The sequence below is a fragment of the Anaerotignum propionicum genome, from assembly GCF_024461735.1.
GTDB lineage: Bacteria > Bacillota > Clostridia > Lachnospirales > Anaerotignaceae > Chakrabartyella.
Map to the genome: position 1 here is coordinate 60,297 of NZ_JANGAD010000003.1, position 15,685 is coordinate 75,981.

The following is a 15,685-nucleotide window of genomic DNA, read 5'->3' on the forward strand; positions in this document are numbered from 1 at the left end:
TTTTCACATTTGTTATAGGTGTCATTGCAAAGCGTAAGATTGTTTGTTATAATTGTAAGCAAATTTTATCGTAAAAGGAGCATTATACAAATGAAGAATCCATTTGTTACTTTAGAGCAGGCAAAAAAAATAATTGAACAATATCCAACGCCTTTCCATCTTTATGATGAAAAAGGAATTCGTGAAAATGCCCGCATGGTAAACCGTGCGTTTTCTTGGAATAAAGGCTTTCGAGAATATTTTGCGGTAAAGGCGACCCCTACTCCTGGTATTTTACAAATTTTAAAAGAAGAAGGCTGTGGTGTGGATTGTTCCTCTTTTACAGAGCTTATGATTGCAGAAGCATTAGGATTTTCCGGTGACGGAATTATGTTTTCTTCCAATATGACTCCAGCTGAAGATTTTGTTCTGGCTGATAAATTAGGTGCTATTATTAACTTCGATGACTTTACTCATATTGCCTTTTTTGAGAAACTGGCAAAAATTCCTGAAACTGTTTGTTGTAGATTCAATCCCGGTGGTCTTTTTCAGGTTTCCAATGATATTATGGATAACCCGGGAGATGCAAAATATGGTATGACCAAGGAACAAATTAAGGAAGCTTTTCGTATTTTAAAGGAAAAGGGTGCAAAACATTTTGGTATTCACTCGTTTTTGGCAAGCAGTACAAGCTCTAATACCTATTATCCCATGTTAGCGAAGATTTTATTTGAGTTGGCAGTAGAACTGAAAAAAGAATTAGGTGTTCATATTGCGTTCATCAATCTTTCAGGTGGTGTTGGGATACCTTATCATGCTGAAGATATGGCATGTGATATTATGGCAATTGGTGAGGGTGTGAAACAGGTATACGAAGAGGTATTGAAACCTGAGGGTATGGACGACGTGGCTATTTTTACAGAAATGGGACGGTTTATGCTGGCACCTTACGGAAGCCTTTTGGCGACTGCCATTCATGAGAAGCATATTTACAAAGAATATATTGGTCTAGATGCTTGTGCCGCAAATCTGATGCGTCCTGCTATGTATGGAGCTTATCACCATATTACCATATTGGGAAAAGAAGATAAAGCCTGTGACCATATTTATGATGTTGTGGGTGGCCTTTGCGAAAACAATGATAAATTTGCAATTGACCGCTTGCTTCCTGAAATAAAGATTGGAGATATCATTTATATCCATGATACCGGTGCCCACGGTCATGCAATGGGATATAATTATAATGGAAAATTACGTTCTGCTGAACTTCTATTGAAGGAGAACGGAGAAATTGCTTTACTTCGTCGTGCAGAGACACCAGAGGATTATTTTGCTACCTTTGATTTTACAAATTTATTTATAAAATAAATAAAATAAGTTTTTTTTATTTTTAAAACAAAGTGAGACTTGGTTCTTAAGGCTAAAAATTGAAAAGCCCATTTGCTTTATTTAAAAAATATTCAGATATGGAATATGGTCTTTTCAATGGTTTGAAATAAAAAATAACGGCGTTTGCCGTTATTTTTTATTAGAATGAATTTATTTATTTAGATGCGTATGCATATATTCGTCTCTAATTTCTTGTGGAACCAAACTTCCGCCTGTTGCCCAAGGCACATGAACTGCATTTGCCATTTTAGGAAGCAAGCCCATTTTTTCCACGTATTCCTTTGTTGCAGGCTCTTTCATTAGCTGAATAGGGCCCCAGAAGGAAGCACAAGCAGATGGTTCCAAAAAGATATCCTCTGTGTTCACAATATCCCTCATTAAATCATAAATATGATAATCTTCAAGGGTGAAAATGCCTGATAATAGGTGGGTCATAACACCCCCTACAAAGCCGGAAGCTCGTCCAACTGCAAGACCATCTGCATGGGTTTGACCTGACAAGCCGAAATCTTGAACGCTTACTTTGTTTTGTAAGCCTGATGCCATACCTACCAACATGCATGGCGCCTGGGTTGGTTCTTCAAAAAAGACGTGAACGTTATCGCCGAAAATTTGTTTTAAACCGAAGGTAACGCCTCCCGGTGCACCGCCAACACCACAGGGGATGTAAACGAAAAGAGGATGTTCCTCGTCAATGATAATTCCTTGTGCATCGAACTGGGCTTTGATGCGTTTTGCCGCAACAGCATAGCCAAGAAAAAGAGTTACAGAGTTCTCATCGTCAACAAAATAGCTTGTGGGATCTGCATCAGAGTTTTTGCGACCAACTTCAACGGCTTTGCTGTAATCATCATTGTATTCAATGACTTCAGCACCACGTTTGCGAAGCAAATCTTTTTTCCATTGCTTTGCATCAGCAGACATATGAACAATAACATGGAATCCAAGAACGGCACTCATGATACCGATACTCATACCAAGATTGCCTGTGGAACCAACTTGAATTTTAAATTGGCTGAAGAATTTTTTAAATTCATCAGAAGCAAAAACGCTATAGTCATCCTCTTCTTTTAGCAGACCATGTTCCAGAGCCAAATCTTCCGCATGCTTCAAAACTTCATAAATACCGCCTCTTGCCTTTACAGAGCCGGAAATTGCAAGATGACTGTCTTGCTTCAGGAAGAGCCTGCCCGGTATTGTTGTGCCATATTCCATCTCTAATTGGGCTTTCATTTTTTCAATTTCTGTCAGGGGAGACTCAATCAATCCCGTTTCCCTTTCTGTTTCGGGGAATGCTTTTAAAATAAAAGGAGCAAACCGAGCCAAACGTGCCTCTGCATCATCAATATCTTTTAAGGAAATATCAATTTTACATAAGGCGCTTTGTGCAGTCTCCAAATTTTCATTTACCCAAACTACTTCTTTGCCATCGCTCACTTTTTTTAAAAGGTCTTTGCAATGAATTTGATTCCAAAGTTCTTGATTCATAAACATTTCCCTCCGTGATATTGAGTATACTGATGTTGTTTTCCAATTTTCTCTAGTAATCGTATCATATTGTATGGTAATGTGCAAGAGAAACCCTTTATGCCATATATAGGCTTTTTTTGATTTTTTACGCTATATATTGACATATCGTTTCATTATCGTGTATGCTAAATCATATTGTTTTCTAGGAGGAAATAGGGCGTGGAAAAAATAAGGCAGTTGGTTTCGGCAGTCATTGCAGGTATGTTAATTGGTATCGGTGGTACAGTTTTTTTATCAGTGGAAAATCCTATTTTAGGAAGCTTTTTGTTTGCTATCGGATTGTATTCTATTATCTGTTTTCAACTGCAGCTCTTTACTGGAAAAATTGGCTATCTTATTTTTCAAAGGCCTGTATATTTCATTGAACTTGGCATAACTTGGATTGGAAATCTGATTGGTACATACTTGTTGGCATGGATGGTTCAGCATACAAGACTATATATGCCGATTTCTCAAAGAGTTGCAGGAATTGCCGCAGTCAAACTGGGGGATAATTTTATGAGTATCTTTCTTTTGGCGATTTTATGCGGTATGTTAATGTTTATTGCTATAGATGCATATCGGAATATAGAAGGCTCTACCATGAAGGCATTGGCGATATTTATTCCTGTCATGGTGTTTATTTTAAGCGGCTTTGAACATGTGATTGCGAATATGTTTTATTTCAGTCTGTCCAAAGCTTGGGATGAACATTGTTTTTTAGCAATTCTAGTGATGACATTGGGTAACAGCGTGGGGGGATTAATCCTTCCGGTTTATATGAAGCTGTTTCGTCTCCGATAAAATATATATAAATTATTATCTTTGTAAGGAGTTTGTATGAAGGATTCAAAGGAATTTGTAACGGAACTGATACATTGGTATAAGGAAAATGCAAGAGATTTACCTTGGCGAAGATCGAAAAATCCTTATCATATATGGTTGTCTGAAATTATGCTGCAGCAAACTCGTGTGGAGGCGGTGAAGCCTTATTTCCACCGGTTTCTGGAGACCTGCCCTACCATTGAGGCTTTGGCAAACACCCAGGAAGATACTCTTCTGAAATTATGGGAGGGTTTGGGATATTACAGCAGAGTAAGAAATCTGCAAAAAGCAGCGAAAACGGTGGTAGATGAGTTTGGAGGCAATTTGCCACGGGACTATCACGCTTTGCGAAAGCTAAAGGGGATTGGCCCCTATACTGCCGGCGCCATTGCTTCCATTGCTTTTTCATTGCCCTATGCCGCGGTGGATGGCAATGTTTTAAGGGTGATGTCACGCTTAACGGCGGATGAAAGAGATATTACCTTAGCAACCACAAAAGGGGCATGGGAGGAAGAGCTATCCTTGATGATGCCTCAGGGGGAAGAAGGTAACTTTACCCAGGCTTTAATGGAGCTTGGGGCAACGATTTGCTTGCCTAATGGACTTCCAAAATGCGATAATTGCCCTGTGAGGGCATATTGTCATGCTTACAGAAAAAATGCCGTTTTGCAATTTCCTGTGAAAAGCCCGAAAAAAGAGCGTACTAAGGATTATTTATCAGTATTTTTTTTGGTATATAATAAAAAAATAGCTTTGCAAAAAAGAGAAGGAAAGGGACTCCTGTCAGGGCTATGGCAATTGCCAAATTGTAATCAAGAAAAAGCTTTACCAGTAGCATTAAGTGAGTGGGGCATTTTGTCTGGTAATATAAAAAATATGAAGACACAAAAACATATTTTTACCCATATCGAATGGCATATGAGCTGTTATTTTGTTGAAGTGGACGTAAACGAAAATAAAGACTTTCTTTGGTTAACAAAAGAAACAGCAGAAAATGAATATGCTTTGCCTTCGGCGTTTAAAAAAATTTGGCAAGAGGGTTGCAGTCTTTTGGAGGAATAATATGAATCTACTACAATCAATTCGTACTTATCAGCCGTATACTATGGAAGAGGAACGAGAAAAACAGGTGATATTGGAATTTATAGAAAAAAGCGGTAACCAGATTCTCTTTCGGACCTCCCATTTTGCCCATGCAACAGCAACAGCTATGGTTTTTAATGAAAAAAAGGACAAAGTGCTGATGATTAAACATAATATTTTTGATACATGGGCATGCGTTGGTGGGCATGCTGATGGTGAAGGAAATTTACTGTCCGTTGCATTAAAGGAATTGCAGGAAGAAACAGGTGTCATAGCTGCTGTCCCTTATTCACAGGATATTCTCTCCTTGGATATTCTTTCGGTAACGGCGCATTATAAAAGGGGAGAATATGTCCCAAATCACTTGCATATTAATGCAACTTTTGCACTTATTGCAGATGAAAAGCTTAGACTGAGGATAAAAGAAGATGAAAATTCCGATGTAGCTTGGATAGCTATTAAGGACATAGAAAGCCATTGTAAAGAGAAGGAATTTGTAAAGGTGTACAAAAAAATCATCGAAAAAATTATTTATTGATAATTATTATCAGTTGATTTTTTCTAATATCTTTAGTAAAATAGTATAGAAAGAACAAAACTGAACTTAAGATTAGGATTACTTTCTAAGTTCTCCTATGGAAATTAAGCTTTGGTTAAATAAAAACAGGTGTCTATTCTATCCCTTAGGTTAGAATATTGTCCTGATAAAATACTTTGAGTTAGAATTGAGTGAAAACAATGGGAGACAATGAATTTGTAAGAGCAGCTACAAAAGCAGATGCAAAGGATTTTTATCGTCTTTGGCAATTATGTTTTGGAGATACTGATGCTTTTTGTGATTGGCTTTTCCATAACAGGTTTTACCCGGAATATTCCGTTTGTTTGGAAAAAGAAGGTGAAATTTTAAGCGCCATGCAGGGTGTTCCCTACACCATTCGTGTTCGTGGAAAGGATTTGGCAGGTGCCATGCTTTGCGGTGTGTCCACCCACCCTGACCATAGAAAAAAGGGTTATATGCATAAAATTTTTACCCATGAGATGAATTTATTAAACCAAAAAGGTTTATCCCTAGTGGTGCATACACCAGCCACATTGGAGAGTTATTTTGCATATGGACACTATCCCGTGGCGGATGCTGTATATATTCAAGGCAATAAACCCATTGAGCCGGAAGGAAAGGTATCTTTCCTTGAAAAAACACAATGGCTGAAGTTGTACCCTTTATATGAAAATAACATAGGCGTGCGCTACAGTGGGGCGGTGAAACGCACAGCGGAAGAATTTTTACGCAAGTGCAATGACTATGCTTCTGATGGAGGAGTATGCATTGTTTTAAGGAATGAAGAAATAGATGGCTATGCCTTTTTATATTCTTTGGAAAACGAAGTAGTATGCCCTGAAGCTGTAGCTAACGATGGATGCTATAATGCTTTGCTACAAGAGATTTTTTCTTTTGCCAAGGGTCGGCAGGTTTCTGTGAAACTACCTCCTGATGTGGATGTTTCTTTTGAATGGGATAAGCATGTTTGCCCAAAGGGAGTAGCCGGTGTTTCCAATATTGGGGATATTCTAAAAAAATTAGAAATTAGCTGTCCCTTTGCGGTTGATATTTTTGATCCAATCATTGTTGAGAACAATGGAGTTTTTACTTTTGAAGGAACAAAATCAGGTATTGATCCCGCAATAAAAGTGGAGGCAGGGCAATTTTTGCGAGTTTTGATGGGCTATGCATCTTTGGATGAGATTGGCCCGTTTGTCACAATATTGAATCAGGATGGATATGATTCTATGAAACAGGTTTTACCGAAATGTAAATGTTATATCATTGATGAATATTAAAATTGGAGGCAATTGTATGCCAGGAGTACAATGTTTATGTAATAATCAAAAGAAAGAGGAAACTAAAAAAAATATGATAGAAACAAAGACATCAAGTGCGTCTTTTCAATTTTATCCCATTACATTGGATAAAAAGGCGCTCATTGAAAGCTATACGAAACCTTGGGGAGCAGAATGCTCTGATCTTTCCTTTACAAATATGTTTATTTGGGGTACTGATGGTAAAATGGAATATGCAGAAAAGGATAACGTGCTTTATATTAAAATGGATTTCAAGCGTGTACCTGTTTATTTCTGGGCACCCATTCCCAAATATGGTGAAACTGTGAATTATCGCAAGGCAGTTTATGATGCCATCGACTACATGAAGAAAATTGGAGTTGAGCCGACAATTCGATCTGTCTCTTCACCCTTTTATGAAATGATGCAAGAGGCCTGTCCTGAACTATTTATACAACCTACGGATATCGCATGGGACTATGTGTATGAGCGAGAAAAACTGGAGACCCTGTCAGGTAAAAAGCTTCATGCAAAAAGAAATCATGTGAATAAATTCCTTTCCTTATACTCTGACTATGAATATAGAAAGCTAGAGCCTTCTATGATAGATGACTGCATTGCTCTTTATGACCAATGGAAAGAGGAGAAAGACGAAATCAGTGCAGAGCTAAAAGAAGAAAGGCAGTCTGTCCTATTGGCTTTAAATCATATGGAAGATTTGGGTCTGGTAGGTGGCGCTATTTTTATTGAGAATAAACTGGTAGCATTCACTCTGGGGGAAAGATTACAGCCTCATTTGCAGTTAGTGCATATTGAAAAGGCCGATGCCTCTTTTGAGGGAATCTATCCTATGATTAATCAGCAATATGTGAAAAATGAATGTATGGAAGTAGAGCTAATTAATCGTGAGGAAGATATGGGTATAGAAGGGATGCGTAAAGCAAAGCGTGCATATCATCCTGTTAAAATGATTGAAAAATATATGTTTAGTCCTCGTGATCTTTCTCAGGTGAAAGGAATTTGGGGTTGGGAAGAGGAATAAATCCCTTTTGGCACCATATGAGAATAAGTTTCACTATAGAAAGAAAGCCTTAAATTAATTTATAGTAAAGCCCATTATTATGATAATGGGCTTTTTTGTTATGCCAAAATTCAGAATATTTAGTGAGTGTGATTTAAATGGGTAAAATATGAAAGCGCATAATAAAAATTAAATATTCGATAGGCAAATTATGAAAGATGAATGTCCTATTTCTATTTCTTTTGACATAGGATAGATGGAGGGGGGAGAAAAAATGAGTTTGATAGAGGCGATAAAGCAATTGATTTTAGAATTGGGAGCAGGGGGAATTTTTGTTGCTACAGCTTTAGAATATGGTTGTTTTCCGGTTTCCAGCGAAATTTTACTACCCTTTATTGGTTATGTCATTGCCATAAATGGCTATAGCCTTTTTCATACCATACTGATTGCAACAATAGGGGGTATGTTTGGAACAACTTTCTGTTATTTGATTGGCAGAATTGGTGGAAAAATGTTTGATAAACTTGCAGGGAGATTTGAAACCATTGCCTTAGGTGTAGGAAAAGCTCAGAGTATTTTTGAAAAGTATGGTAAAGAATCTGTTTTTTTTGCTAGATTATTTCCCATTGCACGTACTTATATATCTTTTCCGGCGGGGCTGGCAAAAATGTCTGCAATACCCTTTTTAGTATGTACATTTTTTGGTGTGATTATATGGAACACAGTCTTGATTAGTGCGGGATACTTTTTGGGCAGTCATTGGGAGATTTGCAAGGCGTTTTTAAAGATGTATCAGTGGCAGCTATCAGGTGGCATTGCCTGTCTGGTTATTCTATTTTTTGTATTTAGAAATGCGTCTAGAAAGAAAAATAATTAGAGTTGATGCTTTTTGTACATCTATCTGGTTGTTGCAGACATTTAAAAAAAGCGATTTTTTCTTTTAGAAAAAGATCGCTTTTTTTCTTTATTAACAATCAAATAAATTGTATAACCTTGATGATACTTATAGCCGTGTTATGTTATTCAGAAAGATTTTTTAAGGCATTTTGCGCATTGGTAAGCTGATTGGAATCAGGATATTCAGATATAACCTTCTGATAATAAGCTTTTGCTTGCTCCAAATCCTCGTCTTTTTCCGCAATTTTTGCCAAATAGAAATAAGCATCATCAATGAAATTTTCTTCAGATGCATATTTTAATGCACTTTCCAAACTTGCTTTTGCCTCAGCATATTTGTTACTTAAAAATTCACTTTTGCCTTTAGTATAAAGGCTATCTGCAGCCTTTGGATAAACCGTTGTCTTAACGGAATTATACTTCGCCATGTCTTCATCGCTAAAGCCCATGGTATCTATACGATCCAATGTGGCTACACAGGTTTCAAAATCGTTATCGGTCATTTGAGATAATGCCGTTTGCAATAATTCAAGATTAGCCTGTTTTGTTTCTTCACTGCGTAGGCGCTTATTTTCATTTCGCAGGGTCTCAAGTTCTGTTCTCATAGCCAGAACTTCATCGGGTGTCATTTTGGTTTCCCCGGCATAGCTATCCACTTTTGTTTGCAGATCCACAATTAATTTATCCTTTGCCTCATTCATAGCAGGCATCATTAAAACAAGAATTGCAATTGCGGCACATACGATGCCAAGAAGAAAGGAAATAATATCCCTTTTTTCTAAGATGCCGATTTGTTTTTCCTTACGCTTATATCTGGGCATAGGGGGAGCGCTATCTGTTTTTTTCAGTGAAACAGTTTTTTGCGAGGAATCCTCCTTACTTTCTGCGGAGCGAGGAGTCTTTTTGCGCAGACCACTGGTACCGCCACTATTGATAACGTTATCGTATTTCAAAGCTTTGGGATTTTTCTTATCCTTTTTCAAAACGATATCAATAAAGTGCTGGGCCCGTTTATAGTTATTTTCTTCAATGCAACAAAGGATAAGCAAATTATAAGCATCTATAAAGTCGGGATTGCTGTCTACGGCTTTTTTTAATTGGATAATGGCCATGTCGTCGCTGCCATGGTTCAGATATAAAAGGGCTTGGTTATACATACGAACGGCATCGTTATATTTTTCCATTTCTCGCCCGTTTTTCTGTAGAAAATCCATATATCCAACGGCAGGATTATTATCTTTTACCATAGAAGTACTGATAATCCAATGTTTTAATGCATCAGCAATTCTGCCGGTTTCACAATAAATCAAGCCCAATAAGTTTCGAGCCTGCATATTGCTTTTATCAAAAAGAAGGCTTTGCTCCAACTTTTCACCAGCACCTGAAAGATCCATCTCCCTTGCGGCCTCTAAGGCTTCATTATATAAACGAATAGAGAGCTTCTGGGTTTTTAGAAAAACAAAGGTGTCAATCCCGCATTTTGGGCAAAGGTAGCCTTCGGAAAAATCAAATCCACAATTTGGACATCTCATTTTTATCGCTCCTTTGTTCATTCCTGGGAAGGACTGATATTTTTATCTTTTGCTATATGTTCGAGAATATCAACCAGGTCTTTCAGTTGATTGGGCTGTAAAGCCTCTTCAATTTGATCTAACTCAAGGATGGGCTGATATCTTGAAAGCTCATCTTTAAAATTGAACATAATAATGTAACCTCCTTCATTCAACGGAAAATATATAGGAACGTAAAGCACCAATCATATAAAGGGAACCACAGCATAAAATAACACCATTTGTTTCGGTTATTTTTAAAGCTTTTTCGTATGCATGCTCTACTTCAGGCTCAATGTAGAAAGGCAATTCCTTGCAAGCAACGATTTTTGCCAATGTTTGAGCTTCTAGCTTGCGCTCGCTGTGGGGTTCGGTAAAGACTACCTGACTGGCAAATGGTATAATCAGCTCAGCCATTTTTTCATATTCCTTATCCCCTAAAACACCTAATATGAGAGTGATTTTTTTATCTTTAAAATAGGTCTCAATACTTTCTGATAATTGTCGGATACCATCAACATTGTGGGCACCATCCAAAACAACCATCGGTTGTTTTTTGCACACTTCCATTCTTCCCGCCCAAAACGTGTTTGAAATACCTGTACGAATTTGGGATTCTGTTAATGGGAATCCATTCTTATTCATAATCTGGCAAGCTTCCAGAATTGTAATGCAGTTTTGAATTTGATGCTGCCCCAGCAAAGGTAAATATAAGTTATCATAGGCAAAAGAAGGGCTTTTAACATCAAAAACAGTTCCCTCTATGGTCTGAGAGTGAATTTTAACTGCTGTATCTTTTGGACAGTAAAGCGGCGCATGTAAGGAATCTGCTTGTTTCTTAACAATATTATATACTAATTCTTCTTGAGAATACAACACCACAGGACAACTTTCCTTTATAATTCCCGCTTTTTCTTTGGCAATCTGTTCAATTGTATTTCCCAAGAATTCTGTATGATCCATACTGATAGACATAATGACACTTAAAATTGGGTTTTCTACTATATTAGTTGCGTCATATGTTCCACCAAGTCCCACTTCAATCACAGCAATATCTACACCTTCTTCTGCGAAGTAGAGAAAGGCAGTACCGGTAATTACTTCAAACAAGGTAGGCGCATCTTTTCCTTCTTCCGTCAATTCTAAACAAGCATCCTTTGTTTTGGTGATGATTCGGGCAAAATCGTCATCGGAAATTTCCTCTCCATTAATCAAAAAACGCTCATTGTAGCTGGCTAGGTGGGGTGAAGTATAGCCTGCGGTTCGGTAACCCCCTTCATGCAAAATAGAACAAAGCAATGCTGTGGCGGAACCTTTTCCATTAGTACCTGCAACATGTATGACTTTTATTTTTTTTTCGGGGTTTCCCAGTTTCTCCATCAAATCGGTAATTCTTTCCAACCCAGGACAAGATGCAAAACCGATTTCTTTTTCTAAATAATGTATGCTTTCTTGATAATTCATCATATTCTCCTATCATATAAGAAAAGAAACCAAAATAAGATTCCACACAAGGCATTACTTTTCATGTAAAACCATTTTGCCTTAAAAGGAATAAAATTTTGGTAATCGTCAAAAATTTTTATGGATGACAAAGTCATGGCACCCTTCAAATAAATACATGGTTTTGTTCCATCTGTCTATAAAACGATAGATTTTATTTATATATCTTTTTCAGCCTTTATCTATTATACCAAGATTCGTATTTTCTGCAATAAGATTAAGAAAAGTGAAAAAGAATTTTACGATGAGATTTAGATTGGAAAATAAGGTTGTCGGAAAGGGAATAAAATTGTATAATAGAACAGATTTATGGGGAATGAAAGGAGAACTGCCATGAATGGAAAAATGGATGATAATAGAGGAAGGAAAAGGCAGATAGATAGGCGTAGATTACGGGAAAAAAAGCGTCGGCGAAATAGAAATATTCGATGGGGAATATTTTTCTTAATAGCAGTGGTAATTGGCCTTCTTTCTTTCGGATTGTTTAAGAGTCTTATGCAATCCTCCGAGGAACAACCAGTATTAACGGGGGAAACTGTAACAGTTACAATACCCGAAGGGGCATCTACGGCGGATATTGCCCAAATTTTAAAAGAAAATAAACTAATTAAAAGTGCACTATCCTTCCGTGTGAGTAGTAGACTTGATGGCTTTGATGGTACTTATCGTCAAGGGACTTATGAAATAGATAAAGGTTTAAACGCAACCCAAATTATGGGGTTGCTGCAAACAGGTATAGTATTAGATGAAATGAAAATTACCATACCCGAAGGTTTTACAACAAAGCAGATTGCTGCAAAAGCAGAAGAAAAAGGTATTTGTACTGCTGAGGAATTTATGAATGAGTGTAATACAGGAACCTTTGAGTTTGAATTCTTAAAAAATCTTCCGGATAGAGAGTTTAAGTTGGAGGGATATCTTTTTCCTGACACATACTTTATTAAGGAAGAAACCACTGCTCATCAACTGATTCAAGCAATGTTGAAACGTTTTGAACAAATGTATACAAAGGAATATCAAAACGCTGTGGCGGCAAGTGGGCATACTTTAGATGAGCTGGTTACAATGGCTTCGATTATTGAAAAAGAAATTAAGGTGGATGAAGAGCGTCCACGTGCTGCGGGGGTAATTTATAACCGACTAAAAGATGGAATGCCGTTGCAGGTGGATGCCACGGTTTTATATGCCATGGGCATTGTAAAGGAAGATATTTCAACCGTTGATCTACAGGTGGATTCTCCGTATAATACCTATAAAGTGAAAGGACTTCCCGTTGGGCCAATTTCTAACCCTGGAGAATTGTCCTTTAAAGCAGCCCTTTACCCTGAGGATAATAAATATATTTATTATGTGGTTGAGGCAAAAGGGAAAGATAATCATGTTTTCTGTGAAACTTATGAGGACTTTTTGAAAGCCAAGGAAAAATATAAGGCTAGCGGAACCTAATTTAGGAGAGAATAAAATGAATTATGTAACAGATGATACGATGAATACCTTTTTACGCACCATACAACCCATGTATGATGGCGTTTTAGGGGAAATACAAAGGGAAGCAAACGAAGGCAATGTTCCTATTATACCTTTAGAGACAGCAAGACTGATGAGTGTTTTGCTTTCTCTGAAAAAGCCAAAGCATATATTGGAGATTGGAACGGCTGTTGGTTTTTCTGCAGGGCTCATGAGCAGATATTTACAACCCGGTGGAACAGTAACCACCATTGACCGTTTTGAGGTTATGCTGAAGGATGCCCGTCCCAATATTAAGCGTATGGGGCTGGAGGATACCATCAAGATTTTAGAGGGGGATGCGGCAGATATTCTGCCAAATTTAGAGGGCCCCTATGATGTGATATTTTTAGATGCTGCAAAAGGTCAATATCATAGCTTTTTGCCTCATTGTTTACGGTTGTTGCCCGTTGGGGGGCTTTTGATTGTGGATGACGTTTTACAGGGGGGGACAATTGCTCAAACCCGTTTCAGTGTGCCAAGGAGACAGCGTACCATCCACAAACGTTTAAGAACATTTTTATGGGAAATTACCCATAACGATGCATTGGAAACCTCGATCATCCCCATTGGCGATGGTATGGCGCTTTGTTATAAAACAAAGGAAACAGAAGGAGAAATGAAACATGTGGAAATTGAATAAACCGGAGCTTTTGGCTCCTGCGGGGGATTTGGAAAAACTGAAAATTGCGGTGCTGTATGGTGCCGATGCAGTCTATATTGGCGGCGAGGCATATGGACTGCGTGCTAAGGCGAAAAATTTCGATTTGGATACTATGGCTGAAGGCATTCAATTTGCCCATGACCATGGAGCCAAAGTCTATATCACTGCAAATATTTTTGCTCATAATGCAGATTTTGAAGGCATGGCGGAGTATTTTAAGGCAGTGGAAAAAATTGGTGCAGATGCTTTGATTATTTCAGATTTAGGTGTGTTTTCCGTGGCCAAGGAAGCAGTACCAAATATGGAGATACACGTTTCTACCCAAGCGAATAACACCAATTATATGAGTGCTGGCATGTGGTATAAACTTGGGGCGAAGCGAGTTGTGATTGCCAGGGAGCTTTCCTTTGGGGAAGTAAAGCAAATTCGTGAAAATATCCCTGAGGATATGGATATTGAAGCCTTTGTTCATGGGGCAATGTGCATCTCTTATTCAGGCAGATGCTTGCTGAGTAACTATTTAAGCGGCAGAGATGCAAATAAAGGAGCTTGCTCTCATCCTTGCAGATGGAAATACCATTTGGTGGAGGAAACAAGACCCGGTGAATATATGCCTATCGAGGAAAATGAAAGAGGAACATATATTTATAATTCCAAGGATCTTTGCATGATTGAACATATTCCTGATATTTTAGAATCAGGAATTATGAGTCTGAAAATAGAAGGCCGTATGAAGACCCCCTTTTATGTTGGTACAGTGGTAAAGGCATATCGTCAGGCAATTGATGATTATATGACTTCACCTGATTTATATCGTGAAAAACTGCCTCAGTATTTGGAAGAGGTGTCTAAGGCAAGCCATAGAGACTATACCGAAGGTTTCTATTATGAAAAACCAAACGGAAACCAGCAGATTTATAATAGCAATACCTATATTCGTGGGTTTGATTTTGTTGGTATGGTTCAAGAGAATAGCAATCCTGAAACGGGAATTGCAATTGTGGAACAGCGTAATAAATTTAGTGTAGGAGATACCATTGAGGTTATGCCAGCAAAGGGAAATGCCTTTACCATGAAGGTTTCTAAGATGTGGGATGCAGATGGAAATCCTGTGGAATCAGCACCACACCCTCAGCAAATTTTACAAATTTTGTTTGATAGACCAGTGAAAAAGTACGACATGTTGCGCAAAAATGTGTTGGATGCTAAATAAAAAACTTGATTTTTGTCACAAATACAGCTATCCTATAAAGTAGAATTGAGTAAAGGGAAAAGGATAAGCTTATGGAATTAACACAGTGTATCAACTATTTATTGACTACAGCACAGCATTCTGTTTTTCAGCATCTGAGCTCAAAGTTGTCTGAGTATGACATTACACCATCCCAATATGGTGTTTTAAGTTGCTTGTGGCAAAAGGAGTTTGCTACACCAAAGCAAATTTCAGAGATTCTCTGCTTGGAAACATCTACTATTTCAGGCGTGCTAGATCGCATGCAGAAAAAAGGTCTGATTGATCGTGTAATCAACAAGGAAGATAGACGTGAAGTTAGAGTGGTTCCGACGGAAAAAGGGAAAGCTTTAGAGGCACCTATTGGAAAAATCATTGATGACGTGAATGATGAGGTATTGAAATGCTTTTCTGCAGAAGAGATTGCGGTGTTGAAGAATTATCTGCGCATTATTGCGGATGGGAATCATTTTGCAGGATAAATTAGAAAGGTAGGTCTTTTGACCTGCTTTTTTTATTTTAATGATTTATTGCTAATATGTATCAGGGCAATGCCCTGTTTTAATCCTTTAATGCAGTGTTAAGCTTTTTCAACGCTTTTTTTTCTATTCGTGATACGTACGCTTCTGTTACGGAAGGGCTAAAATTCTATTCATTATAATATAAATTAAATACAAAAATTTTAAACG

Annotated in this window: 15 protein-coding genes; 11 read left to right on the top strand and 4 right to left on the bottom strand. The window is 37.7% G+C overall.

The features are described from left to right. Positions 1 to 90: 90 nt before the first annotated feature. On the top strand, positions 91 to 1,347 hold the full coding sequence (locus tag NE558_RS05245) for a diaminopimelate decarboxylase (protein WP_256148866.1): 1,257 nt from the start codon (positions 91 to 93) through the stop codon (positions 1,345 to 1,347). Positions 1,348 to 1,518: 171 nt separating this feature from the next. On the opposite strand, the gene dsdA is transcribed toward NE558_RS05245, so the two are convergent. Next, positions 1,519 to 2,856, bottom strand: a complete 1,338-nt coding sequence (dsdA, locus tag NE558_RS05250) for a D-serine ammonia-lyase (RefSeq protein ID WP_256148867.1) — start codon at positions 2,854 to 2,856, stop codon at positions 1,519 to 1,521. A gap of 201 nt (positions 2,857 to 3,057) precedes the next feature. On the opposite strand from dsdA, the gene NE558_RS05255 reads away from it, so the two are divergent. From NE558_RS05255 to NE558_RS05280, 6 genes are all read left to right on the top strand, one after another. Continuing rightward, entirely contained in the window at positions 3,058 to 3,681 is a 624-nt protein-coding gene (locus NE558_RS05255) for a formate/nitrite transporter family protein (RefSeq protein WP_256148868.1), read from the top strand. 36 nt (positions 3,682 to 3,717) lie between these two features. Next, positions 3,718 to 4,764: an A/G-specific adenine glycosylase gene (mutY, locus tag NE558_RS05260; RefSeq protein ID WP_256148869.1), complete on the top strand. Its 1,047-nt coding sequence runs from the start codon at positions 3,718 to 3,720 to the stop codon at positions 4,762 to 4,764. 1 nt (position 4,765) lies between these two features. Next, positions 4,766 to 5,323 carry an NUDIX hydrolase gene (locus NE558_RS05265; RefSeq protein WP_256148870.1) on the top strand — a complete coding sequence of 186 codons (558 nt, stop codon included), beginning with the start codon at positions 4,766 to 4,768 and terminating at the stop codon, positions 5,321 to 5,323. Between the two features lie 200 nt (positions 5,324 to 5,523). Then, positions 5,524 to 6,624 (top strand): GNAT family N-acetyltransferase, encoded by a 1,101-nt coding sequence (locus NE558_RS05270; RefSeq protein WP_256149152.1) that lies wholly within the window; start codon positions 5,524 to 5,526, stop codon positions 6,622 to 6,624. A gap of 16 nt (positions 6,625 to 6,640) precedes the next feature. Then, the gene (locus tag NE558_RS05275; RefSeq protein ID WP_256148871.1) at positions 6,641 to 7,666 is read left to right on the top strand and encodes a DUF2156 domain-containing protein; all 1,026 of its coding nucleotides are present in this window, start codon (positions 6,641 to 6,643) and stop codon (positions 7,664 to 7,666) included. Positions 7,667 to 7,919: 253 nt separating this feature from the next. Then, on the top strand, positions 7,920 to 8,522 hold the full coding sequence (locus tag NE558_RS05280; RefSeq protein WP_256148872.1) for a DedA family protein: 603 nt from the start codon (positions 7,920 to 7,922) through the stop codon (positions 8,520 to 8,522). Between the two features lie 142 nt (positions 8,523 to 8,664). Here NE558_RS05280 and NE558_RS05285 read toward each other — a convergent pair whose 3' ends face one another. Genes NE558_RS05285 through NE558_RS05295 form a run of 3 tightly spaced genes read right to left on the bottom strand, consistent with a single transcriptional unit; the run spans position 8,665 to position 11,556 of the window. Continuing rightward, positions 8,665 to 10,074 (bottom strand): tetratricopeptide repeat protein, encoded by a 1,410-nt coding sequence (locus NE558_RS05285; protein ID WP_256148873.1) that lies wholly within the window; start codon positions 10,072 to 10,074, stop codon positions 8,665 to 8,667. Positions 10,075 to 10,091: 17 nt separating this feature from the next. Then, positions 10,092 to 10,244 (bottom strand): hypothetical protein, encoded by a 153-nt coding sequence (locus tag NE558_RS05290; protein ID WP_157881671.1) that lies wholly within the window; start codon positions 10,242 to 10,244, stop codon positions 10,092 to 10,094. Positions 10,245 to 10,260: 16 nt separating this feature from the next. After that, positions 10,261 to 11,556, bottom strand: coding sequence for a bifunctional folylpolyglutamate synthase/dihydrofolate synthase (locus tag NE558_RS05295; RefSeq protein ID WP_256148874.1), 1,296 nt, complete (start codon positions 11,554 to 11,556; stop codon positions 10,261 to 10,263). A 372-nt stretch (positions 11,557 to 11,928) separates the two neighbouring features. On the opposite strand from NE558_RS05295, the gene mltG reads away from it, so the two are divergent. The 4 genes from mltG (at position 11,929) to NE558_RS05315 (ending at position 15,478) form a co-directional block, all read left to right on the top strand. Further along, positions 11,929 to 13,041, top strand: a complete 1,113-nt coding sequence (mltG, locus tag NE558_RS05300; protein ID WP_256148876.1) for an endolytic transglycosylase MltG — start codon at positions 11,929 to 11,931, stop codon at positions 13,039 to 13,041. A gap of 16 nt (positions 13,042 to 13,057) precedes the next feature. Continuing rightward, positions 13,058 to 13,744, top strand: coding sequence for an O-methyltransferase (locus NE558_RS05305; RefSeq protein WP_256148877.1), 687 nt, complete (start codon positions 13,058 to 13,060; stop codon positions 13,742 to 13,744). Further along, positions 13,737 to 14,978, top strand: a complete 1,242-nt coding sequence (locus NE558_RS05310) for a peptidase U32 family protein (protein ID WP_256149153.1) — start codon at positions 13,737 to 13,739, stop codon at positions 14,976 to 14,978. Before NE558_RS05305 ends, NE558_RS05310 begins: the two co-directional genes overlap by 8 nt. Before the next feature lie 71 nt (positions 14,979 to 15,049). Next, positions 15,050 to 15,478 (top strand): MarR family winged helix-turn-helix transcriptional regulator, encoded by a 429-nt coding sequence (locus NE558_RS05315; RefSeq protein WP_256148878.1) that lies wholly within the window; start codon positions 15,050 to 15,052, stop codon positions 15,476 to 15,478. The last annotated feature ends 207 nt before the right edge of the window (positions 15,479 to 15,685 follow it).

Bases quoted from the DNA above. Each gene is read 5' to 3' on its own strand.
- NE558_RS05245 (WP_256148866.1), top strand. From the start codon at position 91: ATGAAGAATCCATTTGTTACTTTAGAGCAGGCAAAAAAAATAATTGAA.
- dsdA (WP_256148867.1), bottom strand. From the start codon at position 2,856: ATGAATCAAGAACTTTGGAATCAAATTCATTGCAAAGACCTTTTAAAA.
- mutY (WP_256148869.1), top strand. From the start codon at position 3,718: ATGAAGGATTCAAAGGAATTTGTAACGGAACTGATACATTGGTATAAG.
- NE558_RS05265 (WP_256148870.1), top strand. From the start codon at position 4,766: ATGAATCTACTACAATCAATTCGTACTTATCAGCCGTATACTATGGAA.
- NE558_RS05270 (WP_256149152.1), top strand. From the start codon at position 5,524: ATGGGAGACAATGAATTTGTAAGAGCAGCTACAAAAGCAGATGCAAAG.
- NE558_RS05275 (WP_256148871.1), top strand. From the start codon at position 6,641: ATGCCAGGAGTACAATGTTTATGTAATAATCAAAAGAAAGAGGAAACT.
- NE558_RS05280 (WP_256148872.1), top strand. From the start codon at position 7,920: ATGAGTTTGATAGAGGCGATAAAGCAATTGATTTTAGAATTGGGAGCA.
- NE558_RS05285 (WP_256148873.1), bottom strand. From the start codon at position 10,074: ATGAGATGTCCAAATTGTGGATTTGATTTTTCCGAAGGCTACCTTTGC.
- NE558_RS05290 (WP_157881671.1), bottom strand. From the start codon at position 10,244: ATGTTCAATTTTAAAGATGAGCTTTCAAGATATCAGCCCATCCTTGAG.
- NE558_RS05295 (WP_256148874.1), bottom strand. From the start codon at position 11,556: ATGAATTATCAAGAAAGCATACATTATTTAGAAAAAGAAATCGGTTTT.
- mltG (WP_256148876.1), top strand. From the start codon at position 11,929: ATGAATGGAAAAATGGATGATAATAGAGGAAGGAAAAGGCAGATAGAT.
- NE558_RS05305 (WP_256148877.1), top strand. From the start codon at position 13,058: ATGAATTATGTAACAGATGATACGATGAATACCTTTTTACGCACCATA.
- NE558_RS05315 (WP_256148878.1), top strand. From the start codon at position 15,050: ATGGAATTAACACAGTGTATCAACTATTTATTGACTACAGCACAGCAT.